Consider the following 22,704-nt stretch of genomic DNA (forward strand, 5'->3'; position numbering starts at 1 on the left):
GATGACCACCGAGACAGCTTTTTCGACCTCCGGCCTCGAGTCGGGCGATCCCGTCCGCGGAACCGACGCACCAGGGGGGATCGATGACGCCTCGCTGCAGAAGAAGGCGAAGGACCACCTCTGGATGCACTTCACCCGCCAGTCCACGATGGACTCCGGAGCGGGCGTCCCGATCGTGACGCGCGGCGAGGGCCACCACATCTGGGACAGCACTGGACGCAAGTACTTCGACGGCCTCTCCGGCCTCTTCGTCGTCAATGCGGGCCACGGCCGCCGCCGGTTGGCGCAGGCGGCGGCGAAGCAGGCCTCGGAACTCTCGTTCTTCCCGCTGTGGTCGTACGCCACCCCTTCGGCGATCGAGCTGGCCGACCGCCTCGCCGACTACGCGCCGGGCGACCTCAACCGCGTCTTCTTCTCGACCGGCGGAGGCGAGGCCGTCGAGACCGCCTTCAAGCTCGCCAAGCACTACTGGAAGTTGCAGGGCAAGCCCGGCAAGCACAAGGTGATCTCGCGCTCGGTCGCTTACCACGGCACTCCGCAGGGAGCCCTTGCCATCACCGGCATTCCCGGTATGAAGTCGATGTTCGAGCCGCTGGTCCCGGGCGGCTTCCGCGTGCCCAACACGAACTTCTACCGGGCGCCCGAGCACGGCGACGATCTGGAGGCATTCGGTCTCTGGGCCGCCAATCGCATCGAGGAGATGATCGAGTTCGAGGGGCCGGACACGGTCGCCGCCGTGTTCCTGGAACCCGTGCAGAACTCGGGCGGCTGTTTCCCGCCGCCTCCCGGCTACTTCCAGCGGGTGCGTGAGATCTGCGACAAGCACGACGTGCTGCTGGTCTCGGACGAAGTCATTTGCGCGTTCGGTCGCATCGGCCGCATGTTCGCCTGCGACGAGTACGGCTACGTTCCGGACATGATCACCTGCGCCAAGGGGATGACGAGCGGCTACTCCCCCATCGGCGCGACCATCGTGAGCGATCGGATCTACGAGCCCTTCCGACACGGCCAGGTCGTGTTCCCGCACGGTTATACCTTCGGTGGGCACCCCGTCTCGGCAGCAGTCGCGCTCGAGAACCTCGACATCTTCGAGGAGGAGGGTCTGAACGAACGCGTCCGCGAGAACTCGCCCGTCTTCCGCTCGACACTCGAGAAGCTCCTCGACCTGCCGATTGTCGGAGACGTGCGCGGCGACGGCTACTTCTTCGGCATCGAGCTGGTGAAGGACAAGGCGACGAAGGAGACGTTCGACGAGGACGAGTCGGAGCGGCTGCTGCGCGGATTCCTCTCGAAGGGGCTCTTCGATGCTGGTCTGTACTGCCGTGCGGACGACCGCGGGGATCCCGTCGTGCAGCTGGCTCCTCCGCTGACAATCGGTCCGAAGGAGTTCGATGAGATCGAGCAGATCCTGCGGGCCGTGCTGACCGAGGCCTGGTCGCGTCTCTAGAGTCCTCATGCCGCGCGCTCCTGCCGCTCGGCGGCGAGGGCGGACGCGAGACGACGCGCGCCGAGGTGGTGCGGGTCGAGTGCGACAGCTTGACTCGCGAGATCTCGGGCCTGCGCAGCCTGCCCGTCGCCCGCCAGGAGCCGGGCGAGCACGACGAGGACACCGGCTCGCTCGCTCACGGGGGCGGCGGCTGCGGCGCGTCGGAGCAGGGGGACAAGCGATCCCGCGGATACCTCCGCTCCCCCACGGGCCAGCAGGAGTAGGCGGTCCGCGCCGCGAGTGCTCTGCACCGCGACGATGAGCGCGGCCAGCGCCGCGGGCCTCGCCCGAGCGTCCTGGTCGCGGAGCGCCCGGCGGACGAGATCGTCCACGGCGAGGAGCAGGACCCGCGGCAGTGCTGCATCCGGGTGCCGGTCGAGAAGCCGGTCGACGGCGGCCACGACCGCTCGCGTGTCCTCGCGCCCGGTCTCACCGAAGCCCTGCTCCCGGCCCGGACGAGGGAGAACGGCGATTCGCAGCGACAGCGCGGGGAGGCTCCGCGCCCGTTCACGAAGCGCCACGACGAGGCGGGCGCTCGCCTCCGGATCGGGCTCGTCAGGTCGCACCAGTGCGATCGCGCGCTGGATGCGGCCGAAGCGGCCGAGCGCTCCGAGGCAGGCCCCCGCGACGAGCTCGGGACCGGCGCCCGTCAACGCGAAGCGGAGCGAGCCGACCGGCAAACCCGCGCGCAGCGCAACGAGCACGAGGCTCCCCGGGCCGGGGCTCGGCCGCGGACGGCTGACCGCGAACGCCGTGGGGAGCGGTGCGGCATCGGCCCACTGAACGAAGGGAAGGGCGGCGGGAACAGGTGTCGAGGTAAGGGCTGAGGAGGTCATGCGGCGATCCTGCCGACCCGCTGCACCGCCGTGGGCTGAATCCTCCGCGGACGTCGGACGAATCGCCTGATCGGCGCCTGTGGAGGGAGGAATCGACGTCGGCGTCGCCAAGCCCCCCTCCTCCGCGTCCGATCCGGGAGAACGTCCCTCCACAGCCACGAATACCGCGAGCTCTGCACCGGTGTCCGATTCCCGCCGGTCGGGCCCCGGCCGCGCGGATACTCTCGACCCATGAGAACGACTCCCCTCCAGGTGCGACGCACCACCAGCCCACTCGGCCGCATCGAGGTCGGCACCGACGGCGCCTCGATCGTCTCGCTGGCCATCGAGAAGGCCGGCCGGCTCCCGCACGAGCACCTCCCGGAGTCGGAGCTGCCGGTGCTCGAGCGGGCGGTCGAGCAGCTCAACGAGTACTTCGGCGGAGCACGCCGCTGCTTCGACCTGCCCGTCGCTCTTCACGGCACACCGTTCCAGCTCGAGGTCTGGGGGCGCCTCCAGGCGCTCTCCTTCGGCGAGATCACGTCCTACGGGGCTTTAGGCGCAGCCACCGGTCGTCCGCGCGCGGGACGACCGATCGGCAGCGCAGTCGGCGCGAATCCGGTACCGATCATCATCGGCTGCCACCGGGTGCTTGCCAGCGACGGCCGCATCACCGGTTTCAGCGCGGGCGAGGGCATCACCACCAAAGCGTGGTTGCTGAAGCACGAGGGGATCCCGCACCGATGAGCGTCGGCGACGGGCTGACCCGAGGCGACGACGGCCTCCTCCGCTGCGCATGGAGTGGGGCGGACGCGCAGTACCGCCGTTACCACGATGAGGAGTGGGGTACTCCGCTGCACGGCGACCGCTTGCTCTTCGAGAAGATCTCGCTCGAGGCATTCCAGTCCGGGCTCTCGTGGATCACGATCCTCCGCAAGCGCCCGCAGTTCCGCGAGGCGTTCGCCGGCTTCGATCCGGCGCTCGTCGCCCGATTCGATGACGACGATGTCGAGCGCTTGATGGAGGACACCGGCATCATTCGTAACCGGGCGAAGATCACCGCTACGCGGGACAACGCCCGCTCCGTCCTCGCGTTCATCGATCAGGAGGGCGAGGGAGCGCTCGACCGGCTGGTCTGGTCGTTCCACGACCCGGCACAGGCGCACCGCGTCCTCGAGGTGAAAGACGTGCCGGCCTCGACGCCCGAGTCGGTGGCCCTGGCGCGCGCGCTCAAGGGCATCGGGCTCCGCTTCGTCGGGCCGACCACGGCCTACGCGCTGATGCAGTCGGCAGGAGTCGTCGACGACCACCTCACGGGCTGTTGGCGTCGACCGTGAGCACTACGCCTCCGGCACCACCAGGTCGAGCTCGCCGGTCTCGCGGTTCTCGGAGAGAGAGAAGCCTCGCCCCTCCGCCCACGTCGCGAGCACATCCAGCGAGTCCGTCGCCAGCCCGTCCTCCGCCAGCGCGCGCACGAAGCGGCCCTTGCCCTGCTTGTTGAAGTGGTTCAGCGAGCGCAGCTCCCCCTGCGCGCCGCGCGAGCGCACCCGCACGAAGAAGCGCCCCTCGCCCGGCGGAACCGGCCCGAGCGCAGCATAGGCCTCGCTGCGCAGGTCCAGCACAAGACCGTCGAGAGTGGAGAGCACCCGTCCCGCCTCCGCCGCCCACCAGCGCTTGAGCGGGAACCCGGGGACGCGAGAGTCGTGCGACAGGCGATAAGCAGGGATCGCGTCGAGCGCGCGGACAGGCCCCCAGAGGGCGGACTGCACGATGACGGTTTGTCCGAGCGCCTCCCGAGCTCCCCTCTCGAGGCTGCGCGCGTCGAGAGCGTCGAAGAGCACCCCGTCGAACCGGTCTACCGCAGGGAGCCCGGGGGCCCTGGCGAGCGCGGCATTACGGTCGATCTCGCCGAGCTGACGCGGTCCGAGCTTCAAAGCCCTGGCCGAGAGCTCGCGGTCCGAAGCCAGAGCGATCACCGCATCCGCGAGTGCGCGCCGCATCGCCTGAAGCTCCGGGAAAGCGAGCGACTCGAGCGCGAATGCCTCGGTGCCACCGTCCCGCTTGGTCTCGGACGGTGGGAGTAGGACGTGCACGGAACTCCTTCGAGCACTCGGGGACAGGGATCTCACGACGAAAGGGCCGAGCGATCGCGATGATCGTCCAGCCCCTTCGGTGCCGCGACACGCGGCCGTGTGTCAGACCAGCGACGCCTGACGCGCGACCACGGTCACTACGTCGTTCTCGACGGACAGGAAGCCGTCGTCGGCCTGCGCGATGAGACGCGTGCCGTCCACGGCCGTGACCCGCACCTCGCCCGTAGCGAGGATCGCGAGCATCGGCTCATGGCCGGCGAGGATGCCGATTTCGCCCTCGACCGTGCGAGCCGTGAGCTGCTTCGCCTCCCCGGACCACACCTCGGCGTTCGCGGAGACGACGCTGACCTTCAGGGTCCCGGCCATGATCAGCCGTTCTCCTTCTGGATCTGCGTCCACTTCTCCTCGACATCCGAGATCGAGCCGACGTTGAAGAACGCCTGCTCGGCCACGTGGTCGAAGTCGCCCTTGGTGATCGCGTCGAACGACTCGATCGTGTCCTTCAGCGGCACCGTCGACCCCTCGACGCCGGTGAACTTCTTGGCCATGTAGGTGTTCTGCGAGAGGAACTGCTGGATCCGGCGCGCACGCGACACCGTGATCTTGTCCTCCTCCGAGAGCTCGTCAACACCGAGGATCGCGATGATCTCCTGCAGCTCCTTGTTCTTCTGCAGGATCTGCTTCACGTTCGTCGCTACGCGGTAGTGGTCGGCACCCAGGTAACGGGGGTCCAGGATGCGCGAGGTGGACGTCAGCGGGTCGACGGCCGGGTAGAGGCCCTTCGACGCGATCTCGCGGGAGAGCTCGGTGGTGGCATCGAGGTGGGCGAAGGTGGTCGCCGGAGCCGGGTCGGTGTAGTCGTCGGCGGGGACGTAGATCGCCTGCAGGGAGGTGATCGAGTGTCCACGCGTCGAGGTGATGCGCTCCTGGAGCACGCCCATCTCGTCGGCGAGGTTCGGCTGGTAGCCCACCGCGGAGGGCATGCGGCCCAGGAGGGTCGACACCTCCGAACCGGCCTGCGTGAAGCGGAAGATGTTGTCGATGAAGAGCAGCACGTCCTGCTTCTGCACATCACGGAAGTATTCCGCCATGGTCAGGGCGGACAGGGCGACCCGCAGACGCGTTCCCGGCGGCTCGTCCATCTGGCCGAAGACGAGGGCGGTCTTGTCGAAGACGCCCGCCTCCTCCATCTCGGCGATGAGGTCGTTGCCCTCACGGGTGCGCTCGCCGACTCCGGCGAACACCGACACTCCGCCGTGATCCTGCGCGACGCGCTGAATCATCTCCTGGATGAGGACGGTCTTGCCCACGCCCGCCCCACCGAACAGACCGATCTTGCCGCCCTGGACGTACGGGGTGAGCAGGTCGATGACCTTGATGCCGGTCTCGAACAGCTCGGTCTTGGACTCGAGCTGGTCGAACGCCGGCGGCTTGCGGTGGATGGGCCAGCGCTCGGTGATCTCGAACGACTCGCCGTTGATCTTCCCGTCGGCGTCGGCGTTGAGCACCTCGCCGATCACGTTGAAGACCTTGCCCTTGGTCACATCGCCGACCGGAACCGAGATCGGCAGCCCGGTGTCGTGGACCTCCTGGCCGCGGACGAGTCCGTCGGTGGGGTTGAGTGAAATGGCGCGGACGAGGTCGTCGCCCAGGTGCTGCGCGACCTCGAAGGTCAGCTTGCTCGAGACGCCCTCGACCTCGACGTGCGTGTAGAGCGCGTTGTAGACCTCGGGGATCGCGTCGTGGGGGAACTCGATGTCAACGACGGGGCCGGTGACGCGGGCAATGCGGCCGATGGCCCCGCCCGACGTCCCGGTCGCCGCCTCAGGTGCGGTCAGTGTCATTGCTTCTTCCTTCTGTGGTCTCACCGCACCCGGAGGGCGGAGTCGAAACTGCGGGGAGTCGTCCTACTTGGAGGAGGACAGGGCGTCGGCGCCGCCGACGATCTCGGCGATCTGCTGCGTGATCTCGGTCTGGCGGGCGTTATTGGCGAGGCGGGTGTACGTCTTGATCAGCGTGTCCGCGTTGTCGCTCGCCGACTTCATCGCCTTCTGGCGCGCCGCGTGCTCCGAGGCCGCCGACTGCAACATCGCGTTGAAGATGCGGCTCTCGACGTACACAGGCAGGAGGCGGTCGAGCACCGTCTCGGGATCGGGCTCGAACTCGTACAGCGGGTAGAACTCGCTGTTCTGCTCCTCGACGCCCTCGACGACCTCGAGCGGCAGAAGCCGGACGACGGTCGGCTGCTGGGTGACCATGCTGACGAAACGGTTGTAGACGAGGTGGATCTCGTCCACACCGCCCTCCTCGTCATCGAGGTTGTACGACTCGACGACCGCGTCCGCGATCTCCTTCGCCGTCTCGAACACGGGCTGGTCGGTGCCACCCGTCCAGACGCGGACACTCGCCCGCTTCCGGAACGAGAAGTACGCGTTCGCCTTGCGCCCGACCAGGTAGAAGACGACCTCTTTGCCCTCGCTGCGCAGCAGAGCGGCCAGCTCCTCGGCCTCTTTGAGCACGCTCGAGGAGAAGGCGCCGGCGAGGCCGCGGTCGGAGGTGAAGATCACGATCGCGGCCGTGTCCAACTTCTCGCGCTCGGTCGTCAGCGGGTGCTCGACGTTCGAGTAGGTCGCGACAGCGGACACCGCACGGGTAATCGCGTTCGAGTACGGCGCCGCGGCAGCGACGCGGTTCTGCGCCTTCTGGATGCGCGAGGCCGAGATCAGCTCCATGGCCCGAGTGATCTTTTTGGTCGTCTGGGCCGAGCGGATCTTCGACCGGTAGACCCGGAGTTGCGCTCCCATGTGTCTCCTGTTGTCCTAGAAGTGGCGAATCGTCGGGGTGCCGCTGGTCAGCGACGGCCCTTGACGATCTTTTCCTGGCCGACCTCGTCGGCCGCGATCGCCTGATGCTCTTCGCGTCCGACCGAGGCGAGCGGCTTGCCCTCACCGGTCTGGAACTCGAGCTTGAAGCCATCGACGGCACGGTTCAGCTCGGCGACGGTGTCGTCGGAGAGCACGTTCGTGTCGCGGAGGGTACTGAGGACCTGAGTATTGCGGCCCAGGTAATCCAGGAGCTCGCGCTCGAACCGCAGCACGTCCGGCACCGGCACCTCGTCGAGCTTGCCGTTCGTGCCGGCCCAGATCGAGACGACCTGCTCCTCGACCGGGTACGGCGAGTACTGCGGCTGCTTGAGCAACTCAGTGAGGCGGGCACCGCGGGCGAGCTGACGACGCGAGGCTGCATCGAGGTCGGAGGCGAACATTGCGAACGCCTCGAGCGAGCGGTACTGCGCCAGCTCGAGCTTGAGCGTGCCGGAGACCTTCTTGATCGACTTGACCTGTGCATCGCCGCCGACCCGCGAGACCGAAATGCCCACGTCGACCGCCGGACGCTGGTTGGCGTTGAAGAGATCGGACTGGAGGAAGATCTGGCCGTCGGTGATCGAGATCACGTTGGTCGGGATATACGCGGAAACGTCGTTCGCCTTGGTCTCGATGATCGGCAGGCCCGTCATCGATCCGGCACCGAGCTCGTCCGACAGCTTCGCGCAACGCTCCAACAGGCGGGAGTGCAGGTAGAAGACGTCACCCGGGTACGCCTCGCGTCCCGGCGGACGGCGCAGCAGGAGCGACACGGCGCGGTAGGCCTCGGCCTGCTTCGACAGGTCATCGAAGATGATCAGGACGTGCTTGCCGCCGTACATCCAGTGCTGGCCGATGGCCGAGCCGGTGTACGGGGCGAGGTACTTGAAACCGGCGGGGTCGGATGCGGGGGACGCGACGATCGTCGTGTACTCCATCGCCCCGGCGTCCTCGAGCGCGCCCTTCACCGAGGCGATGGTCGAGCCCTTCTGGCCGATCGCGACGTAGATGCAGCGAACCTGCTTGTTCGCGTCGCCCGACTCCCAGTTGGCCTTCTGATTGATGATCGTGTCGATCGCGATCGCCGTCTTACCGGTCTGGCGGTCGCCGATGATGAGCTGGCGCTGCCCACGGCCGACCGGGATCATCGCGTCGATCGCCTTGATGCCGGTCTGCAGCGGCTCGTGGACCGACTTGCGCGACATGACGCCGGGGGCCTGGAGTTCGAGCGCACGACGACCCTCGGAGGCGATGTCGCCGAGGCCGTCGATCGGGTTGCCGAGCGGGTCGACGACGCGGCCGAGGTAGCCGTCGCCGACCGGGACGGAGAGGACCTCGCCGGTGCGGGTGACCTCCATGCCCTCCTCGATGCCGGAGAACTCGCCGAGCACGACGACGCCGATCTCGTTCTCGTCGAGGTTCTGAGCCAGGCCCAGGACGCCGTTGGAGAAGCGGATGAGTTCGTTGGCCATGACGCCGGGGAGGCCCTCGACGTGGGCGATGCCGTCGGCGGCGTCGATGACGTAGCCGACCTCGGTGGTGGAGGCCTTGCCCGGCTCGTACGACGAGACGAAGTCCTTCAGCGCGTCGCGGATCTCATCCGGGCTGATGGTGATATCTGCCATGGGAATTCCTATTCGTTGGGTCCGTGCGAGCCGAAGAGGTCGTCGGGGCCTGACCTGGATGGTGCGGGGGTCGAGGGCGGTGCCCTCTCAGGATACGTGCGCCCGTCAGGACGCGAGCTGGAGCTTCAGGTCGGACAACCGTGCGGAAACGGTGCCGTCGATGACCTCGTCGCCTACCTGCAGGCGCATCCCGCCCAGAAGGGAGGGGTCGACCAGCATGTTGACGGAGACGGGGCGGTCGTACTGGCGCGATAGTGCCGACCGGAGCCGGTCGAGCTGGTGCGGCGCGAGCGGCGAAGCAACAGAGACCGTGGCGATGGTGAAACCACCCTGGTCGGCTACTACGCCTGCGGCGAAGCGGACGAGCTCCGGGATGCGGCGACCGCGCGGGTGCGCGACCAGCTGCCGGAGGATCGCGAGCGTCTCGGCCGAGGCCTTGCCCTCGAGGAGGCGCTGCACGAGTGACACCTTGGAGTCGGCCGCGGCGAGCTTGCTGCCCAGGGCCAGCTCCAGGCCGGCATCGGACGAGACGACCGCACCGAACATCTGGAGTTCGCGCTCGATCGACACCCCCGCGGGGGCGGAGGAGGCAATCGCGCGAACTCCGACCTCCTCGATGCCGGCGACCAGGTCGCTCGGGCTCGACCAGCGGTGACCGGCGATGACGGTGAGCAGACGCTTCGCGTTGGCGTCGAAGGGAGCGAACACGCGGGCCACGAGGGCGCGCTTGCTCGCTGCTTCGACGCTCGGGTCCGAGAGGGCCGAGCGCAATTGAGCCTGCGAGTCGATGACACGGGCCGCTTCGAAGAGCTGCTGAGCCGCCCCGAGCGACACGTGGCCGCTGAAGGCGGCCAGCTCCGCCTTCGCGGCGGCCAGAGCCTGTCGTGACGCGCTGCCCATCAGTTGTTCGCCTTCTCCGAGGCCTCGAGGTCGGCGAGGAAGCGGTCCACGATTGCGGACGCCTTCGCGTCGTCGTTGAGGCTTTCGCCGATCACGCCGGAGGCGAGGTCGATGGCGAGGGTTCCGACTTCGGAGCGGAGCGAGACCACAGCGGCCTGACGGTCCGCCTCGATCTGGGCGTGCGCGTTGTGGAGGATGCGCTCGGCCTCGACCTGCGCCTGCTCCTTCTTCGCCGCCACGATCGCGGTGCCGTCGACGTTCGCCTTCTCGCGGATCGCTCCGGCCTCGGCGCGTGCCTCGGCCAGCTGAGCGGTGTACTTCTCGAGGGCGGCCTCGGCGTGTCGCTGAGCCTCGTCGGCCTTCGCGATAGTGCCCTCGATAGCGGCGGAGCGCGCATCCAGCATCTTCTGCAGGCGCGGCAGGACCAGCCTCCAGAAGAAGAACAGCAGGATGAGGAAGATCACCCCCGACCAGAAGAAGTCGTAGAACTCCGGGATCAGAATGACCGCGGGGACGTCACCTTCTTCCGCAGCGATGTTCACAGCGGTGCCGACCACGACTACGCCGCGAAGATGAAGTAGGTGGCGAGGCCGATGAGCGCGAGCACCTCGGTGAACGCGATGCCGAGGAACATCGTGGTCTGGAGGCGGCCGGCCATCTCGGGCTGGCGTGCCATCGCCTCGACGGTCTTGCCCGCGACGATGCCGACACCGATGCCGGGGCCGATCGCTGCGAGGCCGTAACCGACCGTCGCGATGTTGCCGGTGAGTTCGGCGAGAACGGTGACTGAGTCCACGAGTGGGTCCTTTCAGTGGGTGGTCATAGGAACACCGAGGTGGTGATCGTGTGCGCGAGCGGGAGCCCGCCGTAGTGGGGTCAGTGCTCCTCGGCGACGGCCAACTGGATGTAGACCGCAGCGAGGAGGGTGAAAATGTAGGCCTGGAGCACGGCGACGAGAAGCTCGAAGAGTGTGAACGCCCCGCCGAAGGCGAAGGTCACGACGCCGAAGAGCTTGAAGCCCGGGTCGATCTGGGAGCTGAAGAGGAAGAACTGCGTGGCGGAGAAGCAGAGCACCAGCAGGAGGTGGCCGACGATCATGTTCATCACGAGCCGCAGCGCGAGCGAGAGCGGACGGATGATGAACGTCTGCAGCAGCTCGATCGGCGTGAGGATGAAGTAGATCAGGAACGGCGCTCCGGGCGGGAACAGCGCGTTCTTGAAGAAGCCCATCCCCCGGTCCTTGATGCCCGCGTAGATGAAGGTCACGTAGGCGACCAGGCCGAGGAAGAGCGGCATGCCCACCACGGAGGTTCCCGCGATGTTGAGGAACGGGACGATGCCGGTCAGGTTCATCGAGATGATCGCGAAGAAGATCGTCACGAGGATCGGGAGGAAGCGGCGGGCGTCCTTCTCGCCGAGAATGTCCTTCGCGATGGTGACGCGGACGAAGTCGAACGCGAGTTCGACGACGTTCTGGAAACGGCCGGGGACGAGGCGCAGCTTGCGCGTCCCGAGCCAGAAGAACAGCATCAGGGCGATGACCGCGATGAAGCGGACCAGCATGACGCGGTTGATCTCGAAAGGGGTTCCCTCGAAGAGGAAACCGGGCGGGAAAAACTCGGAGATCGACGGGGTGTGGAAGTCACTCTCACCGGTCGAGGACGAGACCAACAGGGTCACAGCGTTAGCAAACAGCGCTAGCTCCTGGAATTCGGGGCGTGGCACGTTGCAGCCGACCGAATCGAATCATTCGGACGCAACGCTCTCGCGACGACGAAAGGTGGGGTTTTCCGCTCGGACGGCGCACGTACTCGACGACCGCCATCAACGATGAGACGATCTGAGGACACGTTCGCCTGCGGGATTCGTCCCTACTGTAGCAACAGAACGCGGCGAGAGCCGAATCGTGGTCCTCTCAGGAAGCGTCCGGCGCATCCTCATCGGGCGATGTCGCTCACATTCGGCATGCGCGAGCGCGAGACGACGATCACGTCGATCACCAGCGAGCCGAGCACGGCGACGATGATCGTGACGAACATCGCTGTGCTGTCCAGCCAGGGCTGGCCGCGCAGCACCAGGGCCGCGATCACGAACAGGACGAACTTGGCGAGCCACGTGCCCAGCACGACGGCGAAGAAGCCGCCGATGTCGAGCCGGTTGGCGACGAGGATGCTCGCGGCCGTGAGCAGGACCATCACTCCGCCGACGATCGCGCCCAGCAGGGCGCCGATCGCGCCCTCTCCCCCGGCGGCGAGCCCGCCGACGATGGTACCGAGCACCGCGAGGGCGAGCACGAAGAGGCCACCGACGCCGAGCGCTCGGCGCAGGACGGGGACAGAGGCGGGCTGGGGGCGGGGGGTGGCCGGCGAGGCTCCGGTCATGATGCTTCCTTCTGCGCCACGATCGGCGCTGTCGTGTCCCGATCGATCGGGAGTCCGGCCGGCGGACGGAGCTGCTCCGTCGAGGACGCGCGGTCGAGGGGATCGAGGACGGGCGAGGCCTCAGCCGACTGCGCAGCAGCCTCCAAGCGCTTGCGGCGGCTGAGCGGCGCGAGCGTGACGACCGTGCACGCCAGCAGTCCGATGCTGAGGAAGACGAGCGGGACCCAGAGCACATCGACGACGAACATCAAGAGGCAGCTGACGGCGACGACGGCGGTCCAGCCGTAGAAGATCAGGACGGCATGCAGGTGCGAGTGCCCCATATCGAGCAAGCGGTGGTGAAGGTGCTTCCTGTCGGCGCTGAACGGGGACTTGCCGGCGCGCAGGCGGCGGATCACGGCGAGGCCGAAGTCCATCAGCGGCACCACGAGGATGGCGAACGGCAGGATGATCGGGATGAACGCAGGCAACAGCTCCTTCGCCGCGAGCTGCGCGGGGTCGATCTGCCCGGTGACCGCGATGGCGGAGGTGGCCATCAGCATCCCGACCAGGAGCGCCCCGCTGTCGCCCATGAACATCCGGGCGGGCCGCCAGTTGATCGGGAGGAATCCCGCGCACGCGCCGACCAGCACCACGGCGATCAGCGAGGCGAGGTTGAAGTAGTCGGTCGGCGAGGTCTGCTGGACCAGCAGATAGCTGTAGAGGAAGAAGACGCCGTTGGCGATCAGAGCGACGCCGGCGACGAGCCCGTCCAGACCGTCGATGAAGTTGAGGGCGTTGGTGACGAGGACGATCGCGAGCACCGTGATGATCAGCGACATCCACGGCGAACCGACCGTCAGCCCGCCGATCGGCAGCGAGACGATCTGTACGCCCTTCCAGGCGATCAGGCCTGCCGCGATCAGCTGGCCGGCGAGCTTCGTCGTCCAGTCCAGGTCCCAGATGTCATCGGCCACGCCGATCAGGACGATGAGCAGGCTCGCGCCGAGGATGGCGAGGATCGGCTCGGGATTGGCGAACACCAGCCGGAAGTAGGGCAGCTGCGAGGCGACGCCGAAGCCGACCAGGATCCCGAGGAACATCGCGATGCCGCCCAGGCGCGGCGTCGGCCGGGTGTGCATATCGCGGACGCGGATCTTCGGGTACAGCCGATACTTCAGGCTCAGCCGCCAGATGACCCACGACAGCGCTCCGGTCACGAGCGCGACCGCGAGCGAGACGAGGGCGAAGGTGATCACCGGCTACTCACCCGCGGCGGGGTCGTTGCGTGTGGGACCGGCGCCGGGACTCCCGGAGGAAGCTCCCTCGCCCGACGTCGCCTCGTCCGACGTCGCCTCGTCCGACGTCGCCTCGCCCGGTGCCGCAGCGTCGGGCGCCGCCTCCTCCGCTACCGCTTCGTCCTGGAGTCGCGCGCCGGAAGCCCAGGCGGGTCGGGCGGAGGGACCGCGATCGAACGCGTAGGGGTCGGTCCCCGGCGCGGCTCCGTCGGTGCCGGCGGCCTCGGCCCCCGGCTCGGTGGTGATCGGCTCGGGCGCGGACTGCTGCGCCTGCGGATCCGGGAGGAGATCGCCCACGACCTCTCGGATCCGCTCGGCCGACACGACTCCCTGGCGCAGGATGCGCAGTGTGCCGCCCTCGAAGCTCAGGGCCGTCGCGTCGACAATGGTCGAGGACTCGCTGGCTCCCGCCGGGCGGCCGCTGTATTGCGACCCCGCGGCACCGGCGTCGAGGTAGACGTCGACGGAGTCGCCCAGTTGATCGAACGCCTCCTGTGCTGTCGTGGCCGAGGGCTGACCGGTCCGGTTCGCGGAGGAGACCGCGAGCGGTCCGGTCTCGGCGAGGAGTTCGATGGTGACGGGATTGTCGGGCATCCGCAGCGCCACGGTGCCACGAGTCTCCCCCAGATCCCAGACCAGGGAGGGCTGCGCGTGCAGGACGATGGTGAGCCCGCCGGGCCAGAACTCGCGCGCGAGATCGCGCACAGCCTCCGGCACGTTCTCGGCGAGGGCGTCGAGCGCGGCCACGTCCCCGATCAACACCGGCGGCGGCGACTGCCGCGTCCGTCCCTTCGCGTCGAGTAGGCGCTGGACCGCGGCGGCGTCGAAGGCGTTCGCCGCGACGCCGTAGACGGTGTCGGTGGGGATCACCACGAGCTCGCCACGGCCGATGGCCGTCCGCGCGAGACGGGTGCCGGTCAGGAGGTCCGTGTCGACGGAGCAGTCGTAGATGCGTGCCATAACGCGTCGATGATACCGGCGCGCTCCGTGTCCCGACCGGTTGCGGCGCGGCGGCGCGCTCAGTGGCCGCGCAATCGCGCCTCCGGCCGCCCGCGCATCGTCCCGGATCGGGCCAGAGCACGGCCCGGAACCCGCGTGGGGATACGGCCCGGAACCCTCGTGGGAACACGGCCAGGCACCCTCGGTGCGGCGCTGGATGCGGGGATCCGCGCCGCGGTCGGCTCCCCCGTCTCCGCTTCGGTCGCGGAGAGGAGCGCGAGAGCGATCGCGAGCGTCGCGAGGGAATGCTGGTCGCCGAACCACGTGGTGTTGTCGGCCATCCCGTGCAGGAAGGTCCACAGGATCCCCACCGCCAGGGCTCCTGCTGCCCACGCCTGCCCCTTCTCGACGCGGAGCACCAGGCGCAGAGCCCGCCACGTCGCCGTCACGAGCAGTATCAGGACGGGCACGGCGATGAGGAGTCCACCGTTTGCCCAGGCCCCGATCAGCAGGTTGTGCGGGGGCCGCACCTCGCTGTGGGCCGTGAACTGGGAAGCTCGCAGGTGCCACAGATCTTCCCAGCCGCCGTAGCCGAGCCCCAGGAGCCAGTGCTCCGGGAAGGCGCTCGCCGCGAGCCGGAGGAAGTCGCCTCGTGCGCCGAGGGTGAGCAGACCTGCTTCCGCGAGCTGCGGGAAGAACTCGGCGACGCTGTAGACGGCGGCCGCACTAGCGGGCAGGGCGATCATCCACGCCACCGGACCCAGGCTCCTGCCCTTCAGGCCGCGAACCGCGGCGACGGCGAGCGGCAGGACGATCGCGAGCACGATCGCCGTTTTCGAGAGGGTGAAGAGGGCGCCGGCCAGTCCCGCGACGGCGGTCAGCCCGAGCACGCGCGGACCGCCCTTGCGCCGGGCGGCGAAGGCGAGCATCGCGGTGGTGGCCATGTACATCGAAGCGATGTTGCCGTTGAGGAAGAAGCCACCGGACTTGTCCTGGAGCACGTTATTGAAGGCGGTCGTGTAGATGTCGCGCACGTACACGTCGGAGAAGAGCACGGCGCTGGGCCAGTGCAGGTACGCCGCCTCCTGGACCGGGTCGATCTGGAAGAGGACGGTGAGAGCGACCTGGACGAGGAAAACGGGCGTCGCCCAGGCGAGCGCGCGCCCGACGATCCGCCAGGCGCTCTGTCCGAGCTGTCGGACGGCGAGGTAGGGGCTCAAGAACGAGAGGACGGACACGGACTCGCGCAGGCCCACCGCAGCGGTCCGGGAGTAGGTCAGGGCGAAGAGCGTCGCGACGAGGAGGAAGGCGACGAGGACGACGACGCGGTCGACGTGAGCGCCCCGGAGCCGGGTCAGAAGGTACGGGAGGAAGAGCAGACTCCACGAGACCGGAGCGGTGAACGGGCCGAGCGTGTACAGCTGGAGGACGCTGAGGGCCACGAGTACGGCCAGGAACACCAAGAGCGCCTTCTCGTGGCGCTGCTGAGCGGGATCGACGAGTGGGCGAGACGGTCTCGCCCGCGCCGAGGAACCGCGGCGCGGGGCCGGTGTTCCGGTTCGCCGAGAGGGTGAGACGGTGGACGGACGGCCGGCGGCGTGGACCGCGGTGTCGGTGATGGAATCGGCGTGGCGGCCCATATCAGGCCCTCCCCGACGCCGTCGCGGACGAGCGGGCGCTCGCGGCCGGGGCCCGCCGTGACGAACCGGCGGGCATTCCGCGAAGGATCGTCATGATTGGCGCGAGATGCAGGTTGACCCCGATTCTCGGAGTCGTTGCGGCCTGCGTCGACGCCGGGGAGCCCGGCGCCTGGACGGGGGACTTCGGGGCGCTCGAGCACCCCTGGGGACGCTGCCCGCTCAGGGAGAGGGATCGGAGGGCGTAGACGTGCTGGGGAACGGGTCGGGGACCGTTCGCGAGCGCGCGGGAGAGGCGGGAGAGGCGGGAGCACGAGCCGTCACGGTGGACGGACTCGGAGATGAGGAAGGGTCGGGATGCCATAGCGCGCCGACATTACCTGCGGCGGACATATCCTCACCGTATGGCGCGGAATAAAGGTTCGCGCCAGCGGACGGCCGGATCGAACCGGCTCAGACGACCGGGGCGCCCAAGCAATCAGCCCGCCTCAGACGGCCGGAGCGCTCAGAGGACCGGGGCGCCCAGACGACCGGGGCGCCCAGACGACCGGATCGGCCGGATGACCGATCCGGCCCAGTCGGTCGGAGTGGTCAGACCCTCGGAGAGCTCAGCAGCTCATCGGCCCGACGCGCGACGTCCGGCCAGCCGAATACGGCCGCGCGACGGCGTGACGCCGCCGCAATCTCCTCGCGGCGGATCGGATCGCGGAGGTCTGCGAGCAGGCGCGGAAGGGCCTGGATCATCGCGGCCGCGACCTCCTCCTCGGTGCCGGCCGCGACGAGCACCGACCCGTCGATCACTCCCGCGGGAGTGCGGAGAATCTCGGGGATGCCTCCGCGCTCGACCGTCAGGACCGGGATCCCCCGGGAGAGCGCCTCCACCACGACCATCCCGAACGGCTCGTCCCACCGGCAGGGGTAGAGCAGCAGCGCCGAGGAGGCGAAGAGCTCCAGCAGGTCCTCGTGGCGGAGGAAGGGCAGGCGGCGCACCGTCCCGGGTAGGGCGGAGACCGCCTCGTCGAGCGCTCGGACGTAGGCGGTCGGTGTCGCGTCGTCGCCGAGGCCCGAGGCGCCCGCGATCACGAGGCGAAGCTCGTCCCGACCGCACGCATTCAGTTTCTGCACGATCTCGACCGCCTCGCGTGCCCCCTTCTCGGGGACCAGCCGCCCGGCGAAGACCGCCTCCAGCACGGGGCCGAACGGACGCGGCGCGGAATCGACCGCCGGTACGACGCCGTTGTGCAGCACGGCCGTCGCCAGCAGTCCGTAGCGCTCGACCGCGCGCTCCCGGAGGAACTCGCTGCAGAAGATCCACTCGTCCACGGCGTCGAGGTAGGGACGGGCGGCGATCGGATCCGGCGGGAGGTGGTCGAGCAGGTCGTTGTGCTGGTGCGCCACGATCCGCCCGCGGTAACCGAGGCGGCGCAGCCGCACGGCGTACCGGGGACGGTTGTGGATCCAGACAGTCGGGACGCGGCGCAGCGCCGGGGCGAGGTGGAGCAACCAGGGGCGCCCACCGAGGGACAGTCGGCGCAGCTGCGCGGCGGGATCACTGTCGCGTCGACGGGCCAGGAGCAGGGCCGCGCGCCGCTGGGCGGAGTAGACCCGACGGTAGAGACGGTGCCGAGCGACATCGATGCCCGGCGTCGGCGTCGACCACGGCGCGTGCACGACGATCCGCAGCTGCGACCGTGAGACCGTCTCGCGGACCCACGTCGCTACGGCTCCGCCGCTACCGTCGAAGCGCTCCTCCGCCGCCAGCACCACGGCGACGTCGACCGGGTCGGTGGAGCGGGGACGGAACCGGGCGGGCAGGCGCGAGAGGACGAGGGAGCGCGCGTCGGCGAGATCCCGGCCAGGAGCCAGCAGCACGGTCGCCGCCAGGACCAGTCCGGCGAGCGCCAGCTCCACCGGGAACAGGCGGAGGAGGGATCCCTCGGGGAGCAGCCGGAGCAGGACCAGGACGGCGGCCATCGGCGCCGCGAGCAGCGGGCCCGCCACGCAGGCGCGCAGGAAAGCGCCGGGGCGCACTCCGAGGACGACCCGCAGCACGCCGTAGGTGACGAGGAAGCCGATGGCGCTCGAGACCAGAAGACCGCCGATCAGCCCATCGAGTCCGAACAGCACTCCCCCGCCGACGATCAAGGGAATCGTGATCGCCGTCTTCGCGATGTTCACGACCAGACCAAAGCGCACCCGGTCCATCGCCATCAGGATGAAGCCGACGGGGTTACCGATCGCCCGCACCGCTCCCACCACGGTGAGGGCGCTGGTCATGCCGGCAATCCAGCCCCAGTCCGGACCGTAGAACAGGCGCACGATGTCCTCGGAACGCAGCGCCACCAGGGTCAGGGGCGGGATGCTGGCCATGCTGAGCACGGCGGTGACGCTGAGGTAGTTCCGTGCGACGCGGTCGCGGTCGTGCTGGATGGAGGAGAAGACCGGGAACATCACGCGCGTCACGATCGGGTTGACGCGCGCGGGCAGGTTCACCGCGAGGTTGTAGCCGAGCGTGTATCCACCCAGCTGCGCCGGACCCAGCAGGCGGCCGATCGCGAGCGAGCTGGCGTTCGAGCCGAGATAGTTCACGATGCCGTCAAGGGTCTGAAAGACGCCGAAGGAGAGAAAGCGCGTGGTCTCGCGGATCCGGAACCGTAGGCGCAGGCGGAACCAGCGCCGCGCCTGCAGCAGGGCGAGCGCCGAGCGCAGTGCCGCCGTCGCGACGAGGCCCCAGGCGTACGAGAGGGCGCCGGAGCCCGAGAACGCGAGGAGGATCGTGACGGCGAAGCCGCCCATGAGTGAGACCGTCTCGGACACGGCGACCGCTTTGAACCGGATGCCCTTCTCGAGCACCGCCCGCGGGACCTGTCCGGCGGCGCTGCCGACGAAGACGAGCGAGGCGACGGAGAGGACCGGTGCTGCCACGGCGGACCCGAGCAGTGCGGCGATCGGCCCGGCTGTCAGGAACACGACCCCGGTGACCGCCAGGCCCACCGACAGGTTGAGCCAGAACACCGAGGAGAGCTCGAAGCTGGTCGCGCGACGGCGCTGGATGATCGCCTGGGCGACCCCCATGCCGAGGAAGATGTCGACGAAGGCGTTCAGCAAGCCGACGATCGCGATGATGCCCATCTCGGAGGCGTCCAGGAGGCGCGCGAGCAGCGCGAACTGCCCCAGCTGCACGACGAGGGCGACGGCGAACGAGATCGCGGTCCAGGTGGTGGCATCGACGGTCGTCCGTCGCAGGCTCACCGGACCCGCCCGGTGCCGGAGGACCGCGGGACGATCGGAGCTTCCTCCTCCACCGTCGAGGGGCGTCGCCTCCGCCAGACCTGCCCGGAGGAGGCGGGCGGGCCCGGCACCATCAGCACCGCGAGGACCGCGATCCAGGTCAGCCACGAGACGCCGTCGAAGTCGTCGATTCGCAGGGGCATCTCGGCCAGCGAGCACGCGAGCAGCATCAGGACGAAGAGGTAGCTGACCATCGAGCGGTCGAAGTAGGTGAGCGAGCGCACCAGGACGCTGACGAGGAACACGACGAGGGCGGCGAGCAGGACGAGCCCGCCCCAGACCATCGTCGAGGCGAAGAGGTTGTGTCCGTGCCACGGCGTGTGGCCGATCAGGCGGGGCAGGATCCCCTCCTTGGTGAAGGCGTTCGTGGAGAGCCCGAAGACCAGGTGGTCGGGGATCACGCTCATCGACGACATCCAGATCGCGCCGCGGCTGGTGAGGGCCGAACGGTCGTGCACCAGCATCGGGAGCAGCACGACGGCGGTGGCGGCCGTCACGACGGCACCGACCGCGAGAACGCGACGGGTACCGGGGTGACGCACCAGGCGCAGAACGACCGCCACGAGGATCGTGATGCCCGCGGCGATCAACGAGGTCCGCGACGCGCTGAGCACCAGGTTCGCCAGGACGATCGCGAGCCCCGAGTAGCGCGCCCTGCGTGTGCGCAGCAGCAGGACGAAGGGCAGCCCCAGCGCCATCGTCATGCCCAGCACGTTCATCTGCGGGAAGATGCCGGCGAGCAGGCGCGTGCCGATCAGGGCCTTGGTCTCACCGGCGAGGAGGGCGTCCTCGCGCATCCAACCCTGGTCGGTGAGTCCGGTGAGCAGGCTGGCGAGACCGATGAGGACGACGGCGACACCGATCACCCGCAGGTCGTCCCAGCGCGGCGCGATCGACCAGAGCGCGATGACGAGCGCGAGGATCACCCAGTACTTCGGCGTCGGATTGACAGCGCCGACGGCGATCGTGTTGGTCAGCTGTGCCGTGACGAGGTATACGCCCGCGCCCACCAGGCCGATCAGGTTGGCCCGTTTGCGCCTGAGGTTGAGGAAGACGATGACAGCGACGCCAAGGAGGAAGAGCGTCGGCGCCCACTCATCGACGGCGGCGCCGAGGGAGCTCGGGTTCACCGCTCCGGTCGAGTAGCCGTCGGAGGCCGCGCGTCCCGCGACGAACAGGTCGACGATCTTGCCGCCCGAGGTCATGGTGAAGGTGAGCAGGAGGACGACGGCGAAGTGGAGGCGGCGCCGGCGGGTGTCGTGGGCGTCCCGCTCCGACGCGGCCGTCTCCTCGGAGAAGGTCGGCCGGCCCGTGCGTGTGCTCGGGAGTGGAGCCGTCGAACGGCTGTAGACGGGGACAGCGGCCCCCTGGCGGCGGCGGTGTTCAGCCACGGCGTGCTTGGCGAAGCTCATTCTCGGTCTCCGTTCGTCGTCACCGGGAGCCGGCGGGCCGCCCGGTCGTAAAGGTCTTCGAGGTCGCGAACGCGCTCGGCGAGGTCGAAGGAGGCGAGCACACGCTCGCGGCCCGCCCGGCCCATCCGTACTGCACGCTCCGGATCTCCGAGCAGGGCCGCGAGTGCCCGCGTGAGGGCGGGCACGTCGCCCTCCGGGACGAGAAGCCCGGTGACGCCGTCCTGCACCGCCTCCGGAACGCCACCGTGGCGGTACGACACCACGGGTGCTCCGGCGAGCGCGGCCTCGAGGAAGACCATGCCGAAGCCCTCAGCGTCACCGTTCGCCGCGGTGAGCGACGGGGCGCAGAAAACGGCCGCGCCGGAGAGGACCCGGGCGACCTCGGACGGCGGCAGGGAACCAGCGAACGTCACCCGCAGGCCGAGGCGTGCCGCCTGCTCGACGAGGGTGGCGCGCAGATGGCCGTCACCGACGACGGTGAGAGGGACCTCGCGCAGCGGGGCGGGCAGGGCCGCCACCGCCGTGAGCAGGTCGGCGACGCCCTTCTTATCGGAGAGTCGGCCGACGAAGACGATCCCCTCGCGGGCTGCGTCCGGGGCGGCCCCGTCGACCGAGGTCGGAATCCCGATGTGGCTGACGACGGTGCGCGCGGGATCGGCGCCCAAGCGGATCAGCCCGTCGGCGATGAACCGGGAGACGCCGATCACGGTGTGCGCCGTGCGGAACACGGCGCGAGCCGCGCGCGCACGCTGACGGCGGGCGAGCGGCCGGAGAAGGCGAGGCGCTCCGCTCACGAGGGGCCAACTGGTCACGTCATAGCCGTGGCCGGTCACGACCAACGGGAGACCCCTGCGTCGCGCATAGCGCGCGATGTACGCGGCGTCGACGAGGAAGTGGGCGTGGATCAGCGCGGGCCGGTGCTCCGCGACGATCGCGTCGAGCCGCCGCGACACTCCGAACCAGCGGAGCAGGATAGCCCGGCGCCGCAGCGAGGTGATCGGGTCGTGCAGGACGAGGTCCGTGCTGTCGCGCAGGACGCCGGAACCGGTGAGTTCGAGGCCGACACCGAGGGCGCGCCAGCGCTGAAGACCCCGCATCTGATTGCGGACGAAGGTCTCCGAGTCCTGCAGCCAGGCGCGCTTCCAGACGAGGACCAGGGGGAGCTCCGACGTCCCGTCGCGCTCGGGCTCAGCGGGAGGCATGACGCAACCGGTAGCGCAGCGCCGCGACCACGCTCGGCAGCACCCGCAGGGCGTCGCCGAGGTAACGGCGCCAGAGGCGGCCGGGCTCGCGGCTGAGCCGGTGCGCCCACTCGAGGCCGAGCCGCTGCACCAGCAGCGGCGCCCGCGGGATCTCACCGGCGAGGAAGTCGATGGCGGCGCCGACGCCCAGGCACACCGCTCCGGTGCCGCCGACCTCGAGCAGGCGCTCGCGCACCTCCTCCTGCTTCGGGGAGCCGAGGCAGAGCGCGACGATGCGGACCTCGGCCGCGCGCAGGGTCGCGGAGAGTCGCGCCAGGTAGGCATCGTCGGCGAGCTCGTCGGGTTCGGGAGCGACGACAACCGGCAGCTGGAGGCCGGGGAAGCGGTGCTGCAACTCGGCCGCCGCGCGATCGCCGACGCCCGGGCGTCCGCCGATCAGTGCCACCGGCGCACCCTCGAGCGCCGCACGCCGACAGACCTCGGTGAAAAGGTCGATCCCCGTGACGCGGCTTGCGGAGCGGTGCCCGTACCAGCGCGCGAGCCAGACCAGGGGCGTTCCATCGAGCACGACGAGCGACGCGCGGCCGTAGTACCGGCGGAACGCCCCCGAGTGCTTCCACCGAACGAAGTGGTCGGTGTTCGGAGTGACGACGAGTTCGTCGCGGCCGCTCCGGGACAGCTCGAGCACCGCATCCGCCGCCTCGTCGAGCGTGGTGATGCTGGCGGGCATACGCTCGATGCGGCCGGTGATGTAGGACGTCATGCCGGGACTCCTCGGGAGT

At 69.2% G+C, this 22,704-nt stretch carries 21 protein-coding genes; 3 read left to right on the forward strand and 18 right to left on the reverse strand.

Features of this window, described 5'->3' with window-relative positions; translation table 11 throughout:
• Position 1: 1 nt before the first annotated feature.
• Positions 2–1,447, forward strand: a complete 1,446-nt coding sequence (locus tag A6122_RS08945) for an aspartate aminotransferase family protein (protein WP_068253984.1) — start codon at positions 2–4, stop codon at positions 1,445–1,447.
• A 5-nt stretch (positions 1,448–1,452) separates the two neighbouring features.
• Here the strand turns inward: A6122_RS08945 and A6122_RS08950 are convergent, their stop codons facing one another.
• Positions 1,453–2,322: a hypothetical protein gene (locus A6122_RS08950; RefSeq protein WP_068253987.1), complete on the reverse strand. Its 870-nt coding sequence runs from the start codon at positions 2,320–2,322 to the stop codon at positions 1,453–1,455.
• A 231-nt stretch (positions 2,323–2,553) separates the two neighbouring features.
• On the opposite strand from A6122_RS08950, the gene A6122_RS08955 reads away from it, so the two are divergent.
• Positions 2,554–3,048 carry a methylated-DNA--[protein]-cysteine S-methyltransferase gene (locus tag A6122_RS08955; protein WP_068253990.1) on the forward strand — a complete coding sequence of 165 codons (495 nt, stop codon included), beginning with the start codon at positions 2,554–2,556 and terminating at the stop codon, positions 3,046–3,048.
• Positions 3,045–3,638, forward strand: coding sequence for a DNA-3-methyladenine glycosylase I (locus A6122_RS08960; RefSeq protein WP_068253993.1), 594 nt, complete (start codon positions 3,045–3,047; stop codon positions 3,636–3,638). The genes A6122_RS08955 and A6122_RS08960 overlap by 4 nt, the downstream gene beginning before the upstream one ends.
• A 3-nt stretch (positions 3,639–3,641) precedes the next feature.
• Here A6122_RS08960 and A6122_RS08965 read toward each other — a convergent pair whose 3' ends face one another.
• From A6122_RS08965 to A6122_RS09045, 17 genes are all read right to left on the reverse strand, one after another.
• Positions 3,642–4,394, reverse strand: a complete 753-nt coding sequence (locus A6122_RS08965; RefSeq protein ID WP_068253995.1) for a YaaA family protein — start codon at positions 4,392–4,394, stop codon at positions 3,642–3,644.
• 102 nt (positions 4,395–4,496) lie between these two features.
• Positions 4,497–4,760: a F0F1 ATP synthase subunit epsilon gene (locus A6122_RS08970; RefSeq protein ID WP_068253998.1), complete on the reverse strand. Its 264-nt coding sequence runs from the start codon at positions 4,758–4,760 to the stop codon at positions 4,497–4,499.
• A gap of 2 nt (positions 4,761–4,762) precedes the next feature.
• Positions 4,763–6,238 (reverse strand): F0F1 ATP synthase subunit beta, encoded by a 1,476-nt coding sequence (gene atpD, locus A6122_RS08975; RefSeq protein ID WP_068254002.1) that lies wholly within the window; start codon positions 6,236–6,238, stop codon positions 4,763–4,765.
• A gap of 63 nt (positions 6,239–6,301) precedes the next feature.
• Entirely contained in the window at positions 6,302–7,198 is an 897-nt protein-coding gene (locus A6122_RS08980) for a F0F1 ATP synthase subunit gamma (protein WP_068254005.1), read from the reverse strand.
• Between the two features lie 47 nt (positions 7,199–7,245).
• Positions 7,246–8,883, reverse strand: a complete 1,638-nt coding sequence (gene atpA, locus A6122_RS08985; protein ID WP_068254008.1) for a F0F1 ATP synthase subunit alpha — start codon at positions 8,881–8,883, stop codon at positions 7,246–7,248.
• Between the two features lie 105 nt (positions 8,884–8,988).
• A complete protein-coding gene (locus tag A6122_RS08990; protein WP_068254010.1) occupies positions 8,989–9,783 on the reverse strand; it encodes a F0F1 ATP synthase subunit delta in 795 nt (264 codons plus the stop codon).
• Positions 9,783–10,340, reverse strand: coding sequence for a F0F1 ATP synthase subunit B (locus A6122_RS08995; RefSeq protein ID WP_068254013.1), 558 nt, complete (start codon positions 10,338–10,340; stop codon positions 9,783–9,785). The genes A6122_RS08990 and A6122_RS08995 overlap by 1 nt, the downstream gene beginning before the upstream one ends.
• A gap of 2 nt (positions 10,341–10,342) precedes the next feature.
• Positions 10,343–10,579, reverse strand: a complete 237-nt coding sequence (locus tag A6122_RS09000; protein WP_055794702.1) for an ATP synthase F0 subunit C — start codon at positions 10,577–10,579, stop codon at positions 10,343–10,345.
• A gap of 80 nt (positions 10,580–10,659) precedes the next feature.
• Positions 10,660–11,463 (reverse strand): F0F1 ATP synthase subunit A, encoded by an 804-nt coding sequence (gene atpB / locus A6122_RS09005; protein ID WP_068254016.1) that lies wholly within the window; start codon positions 11,461–11,463, stop codon positions 10,660–10,662.
• 257 nt (positions 11,464–11,720) lie between these two features.
• Positions 11,721–12,164: a hypothetical protein gene (locus tag A6122_RS09010; RefSeq protein ID WP_068254018.1), complete on the reverse strand. Its 444-nt coding sequence runs from the start codon at positions 12,162–12,164 to the stop codon at positions 11,721–11,723.
• Entirely contained in the window at positions 12,161–13,402 is a 1,242-nt protein-coding gene (locus tag A6122_RS09015; protein WP_068254021.1) for an MraY family glycosyltransferase, read from the reverse strand. Before A6122_RS09015 ends, A6122_RS09010 begins: the two co-directional genes overlap by 4 nt.
• Positions 13,403–13,405: 3 nt before the next feature.
• Positions 13,406–14,401, reverse strand: a complete 996-nt coding sequence (locus A6122_RS09020) for an L-threonylcarbamoyladenylate synthase (RefSeq protein ID WP_084415913.1) — start codon at positions 14,399–14,401, stop codon at positions 13,406–13,408.
• Positions 14,402–14,460: 59 nt separating this feature from the next.
• Positions 14,461–15,840 carry an O-antigen ligase family protein gene (locus A6122_RS09025; protein ID WP_104273966.1) on the reverse strand — a complete coding sequence of 460 codons (1,380 nt, stop codon included), beginning with the start codon at positions 15,838–15,840 and terminating at the stop codon, positions 14,461–14,463.
• A gap of 768 nt (positions 15,841–16,608) precedes the next feature.
• Positions 16,609–19,269 carry an MOP flippase family protein gene (locus tag A6122_RS09030; protein ID WP_068254025.1) on the reverse strand — a complete coding sequence of 887 codons (2,661 nt, stop codon included), beginning with the start codon at positions 19,267–19,269 and terminating at the stop codon, positions 16,609–16,611.
• Positions 19,266–20,720: an O-antigen ligase family protein gene (locus A6122_RS16515; protein WP_068254028.1), complete on the reverse strand. Its 1,455-nt coding sequence runs from the start codon at positions 20,718–20,720 to the stop codon at positions 19,266–19,268. Before A6122_RS16515 ends, A6122_RS09030 begins: the two co-directional genes overlap by 4 nt.
• The gene (locus tag A6122_RS09040; protein ID WP_068254031.1) at positions 20,717–21,922 is read right to left on the reverse strand and encodes a glycosyltransferase; all 1,206 of its coding nucleotides are present in this window, start codon (positions 21,920–21,922) and stop codon (positions 20,717–20,719) included. Before A6122_RS09040 ends, A6122_RS16515 begins: the two co-directional genes overlap by 4 nt.
• Entirely contained in the window at positions 21,909–22,685 is a 777-nt protein-coding gene (locus A6122_RS09045; RefSeq protein WP_068254033.1) for a WecB/TagA/CpsF family glycosyltransferase, read from the reverse strand. The genes A6122_RS09040 and A6122_RS09045 overlap by 14 nt, the downstream gene beginning before the upstream one ends.
• Between the last annotated feature and the right edge of the window lie 19 nt (positions 22,686–22,704).

Source organism: Rathayibacter tritici (assembly GCF_001641005.1).
Lineage (GTDB): Bacteria > Actinomycetota > Actinomycetes > Actinomycetales > Microbacteriaceae > Rathayibacter > Rathayibacter tritici.

Excerpts from the sequence above, each read along its gene's own strand:
- A6122_RS08945 (WP_068253984.1), top strand. The coding sequence starts at position 2 with ATGACCACCGAGACAGCTTTTTCGACCTCCGGCCTCGAGTCGGGCGAT.
- A6122_RS08950 (WP_068253987.1), bottom strand. The coding sequence starts at position 2,322 with ATGACCTCCTCAGCCCTTACCTCGACACCTGTTCCCGCCGCCCTTCCC.
- A6122_RS08955 (WP_068253990.1), top strand. The coding sequence starts at position 2,554 with ATGAGAACGACTCCCCTCCAGGTGCGACGCACCACCAGCCCACTCGGC.
- A6122_RS08960 (WP_068253993.1), top strand. The coding sequence starts at position 3,045 with ATGAGCGTCGGCGACGGGCTGACCCGAGGCGACGACGGCCTCCTCCGC.
- A6122_RS08970 (WP_068253998.1), bottom strand. The coding sequence starts at position 4,760 with ATGGCCGGGACCCTGAAGGTCAGCGTCGTCTCCGCGAACGCCGAGGTG.
- atpD (WP_068254002.1), bottom strand. The coding sequence starts at position 6,238 with ATGACACTGACCGCACCTGAGGCGGCGACCGGGACGTCGGGCGGGGCC.
- A6122_RS08980 (WP_068254005.1), bottom strand. The coding sequence starts at position 7,198 with ATGGGAGCGCAACTCCGGGTCTACCGGTCGAAGATCCGCTCGGCCCAG.
- atpA (WP_068254008.1), bottom strand. The coding sequence starts at position 8,883 with ATGGCAGATATCACCATCAGCCCGGATGAGATCCGCGACGCGCTGAAG.
- A6122_RS08990 (WP_068254010.1), bottom strand. The coding sequence starts at position 9,783 with ATGGGCAGCGCGTCACGACAGGCTCTGGCCGCCGCGAAGGCGGAGCTG.
- A6122_RS09010 (WP_068254018.1), bottom strand. The coding sequence starts at position 12,164 with ATGACCGGAGCCTCGCCGGCCACCCCCCGCCCCCAGCCCGCCTCTGTC.
- A6122_RS09020 (WP_084415913.1), bottom strand. The coding sequence starts at position 14,401 with ATGGCACGCATCTACGACTGCTCCGTCGACACGGACCTCCTGACCGGC.
- A6122_RS16515 (WP_068254028.1), bottom strand. The coding sequence starts at position 20,720 with ATGAGCTTCGCCAAGCACGCCGTGGCTGAACACCGCCGCCGCCAGGGG.
- A6122_RS09040 (WP_068254031.1), bottom strand. The coding sequence starts at position 21,922 with ATGCCTCCCGCTGAGCCCGAGCGCGACGGGACGTCGGAGCTCCCCCTG.
- A6122_RS09045 (WP_068254033.1), bottom strand. The coding sequence starts at position 22,685 with ATGACGTCCTACATCACCGGCCGCATCGAGCGTATGCCCGCCAGCATC.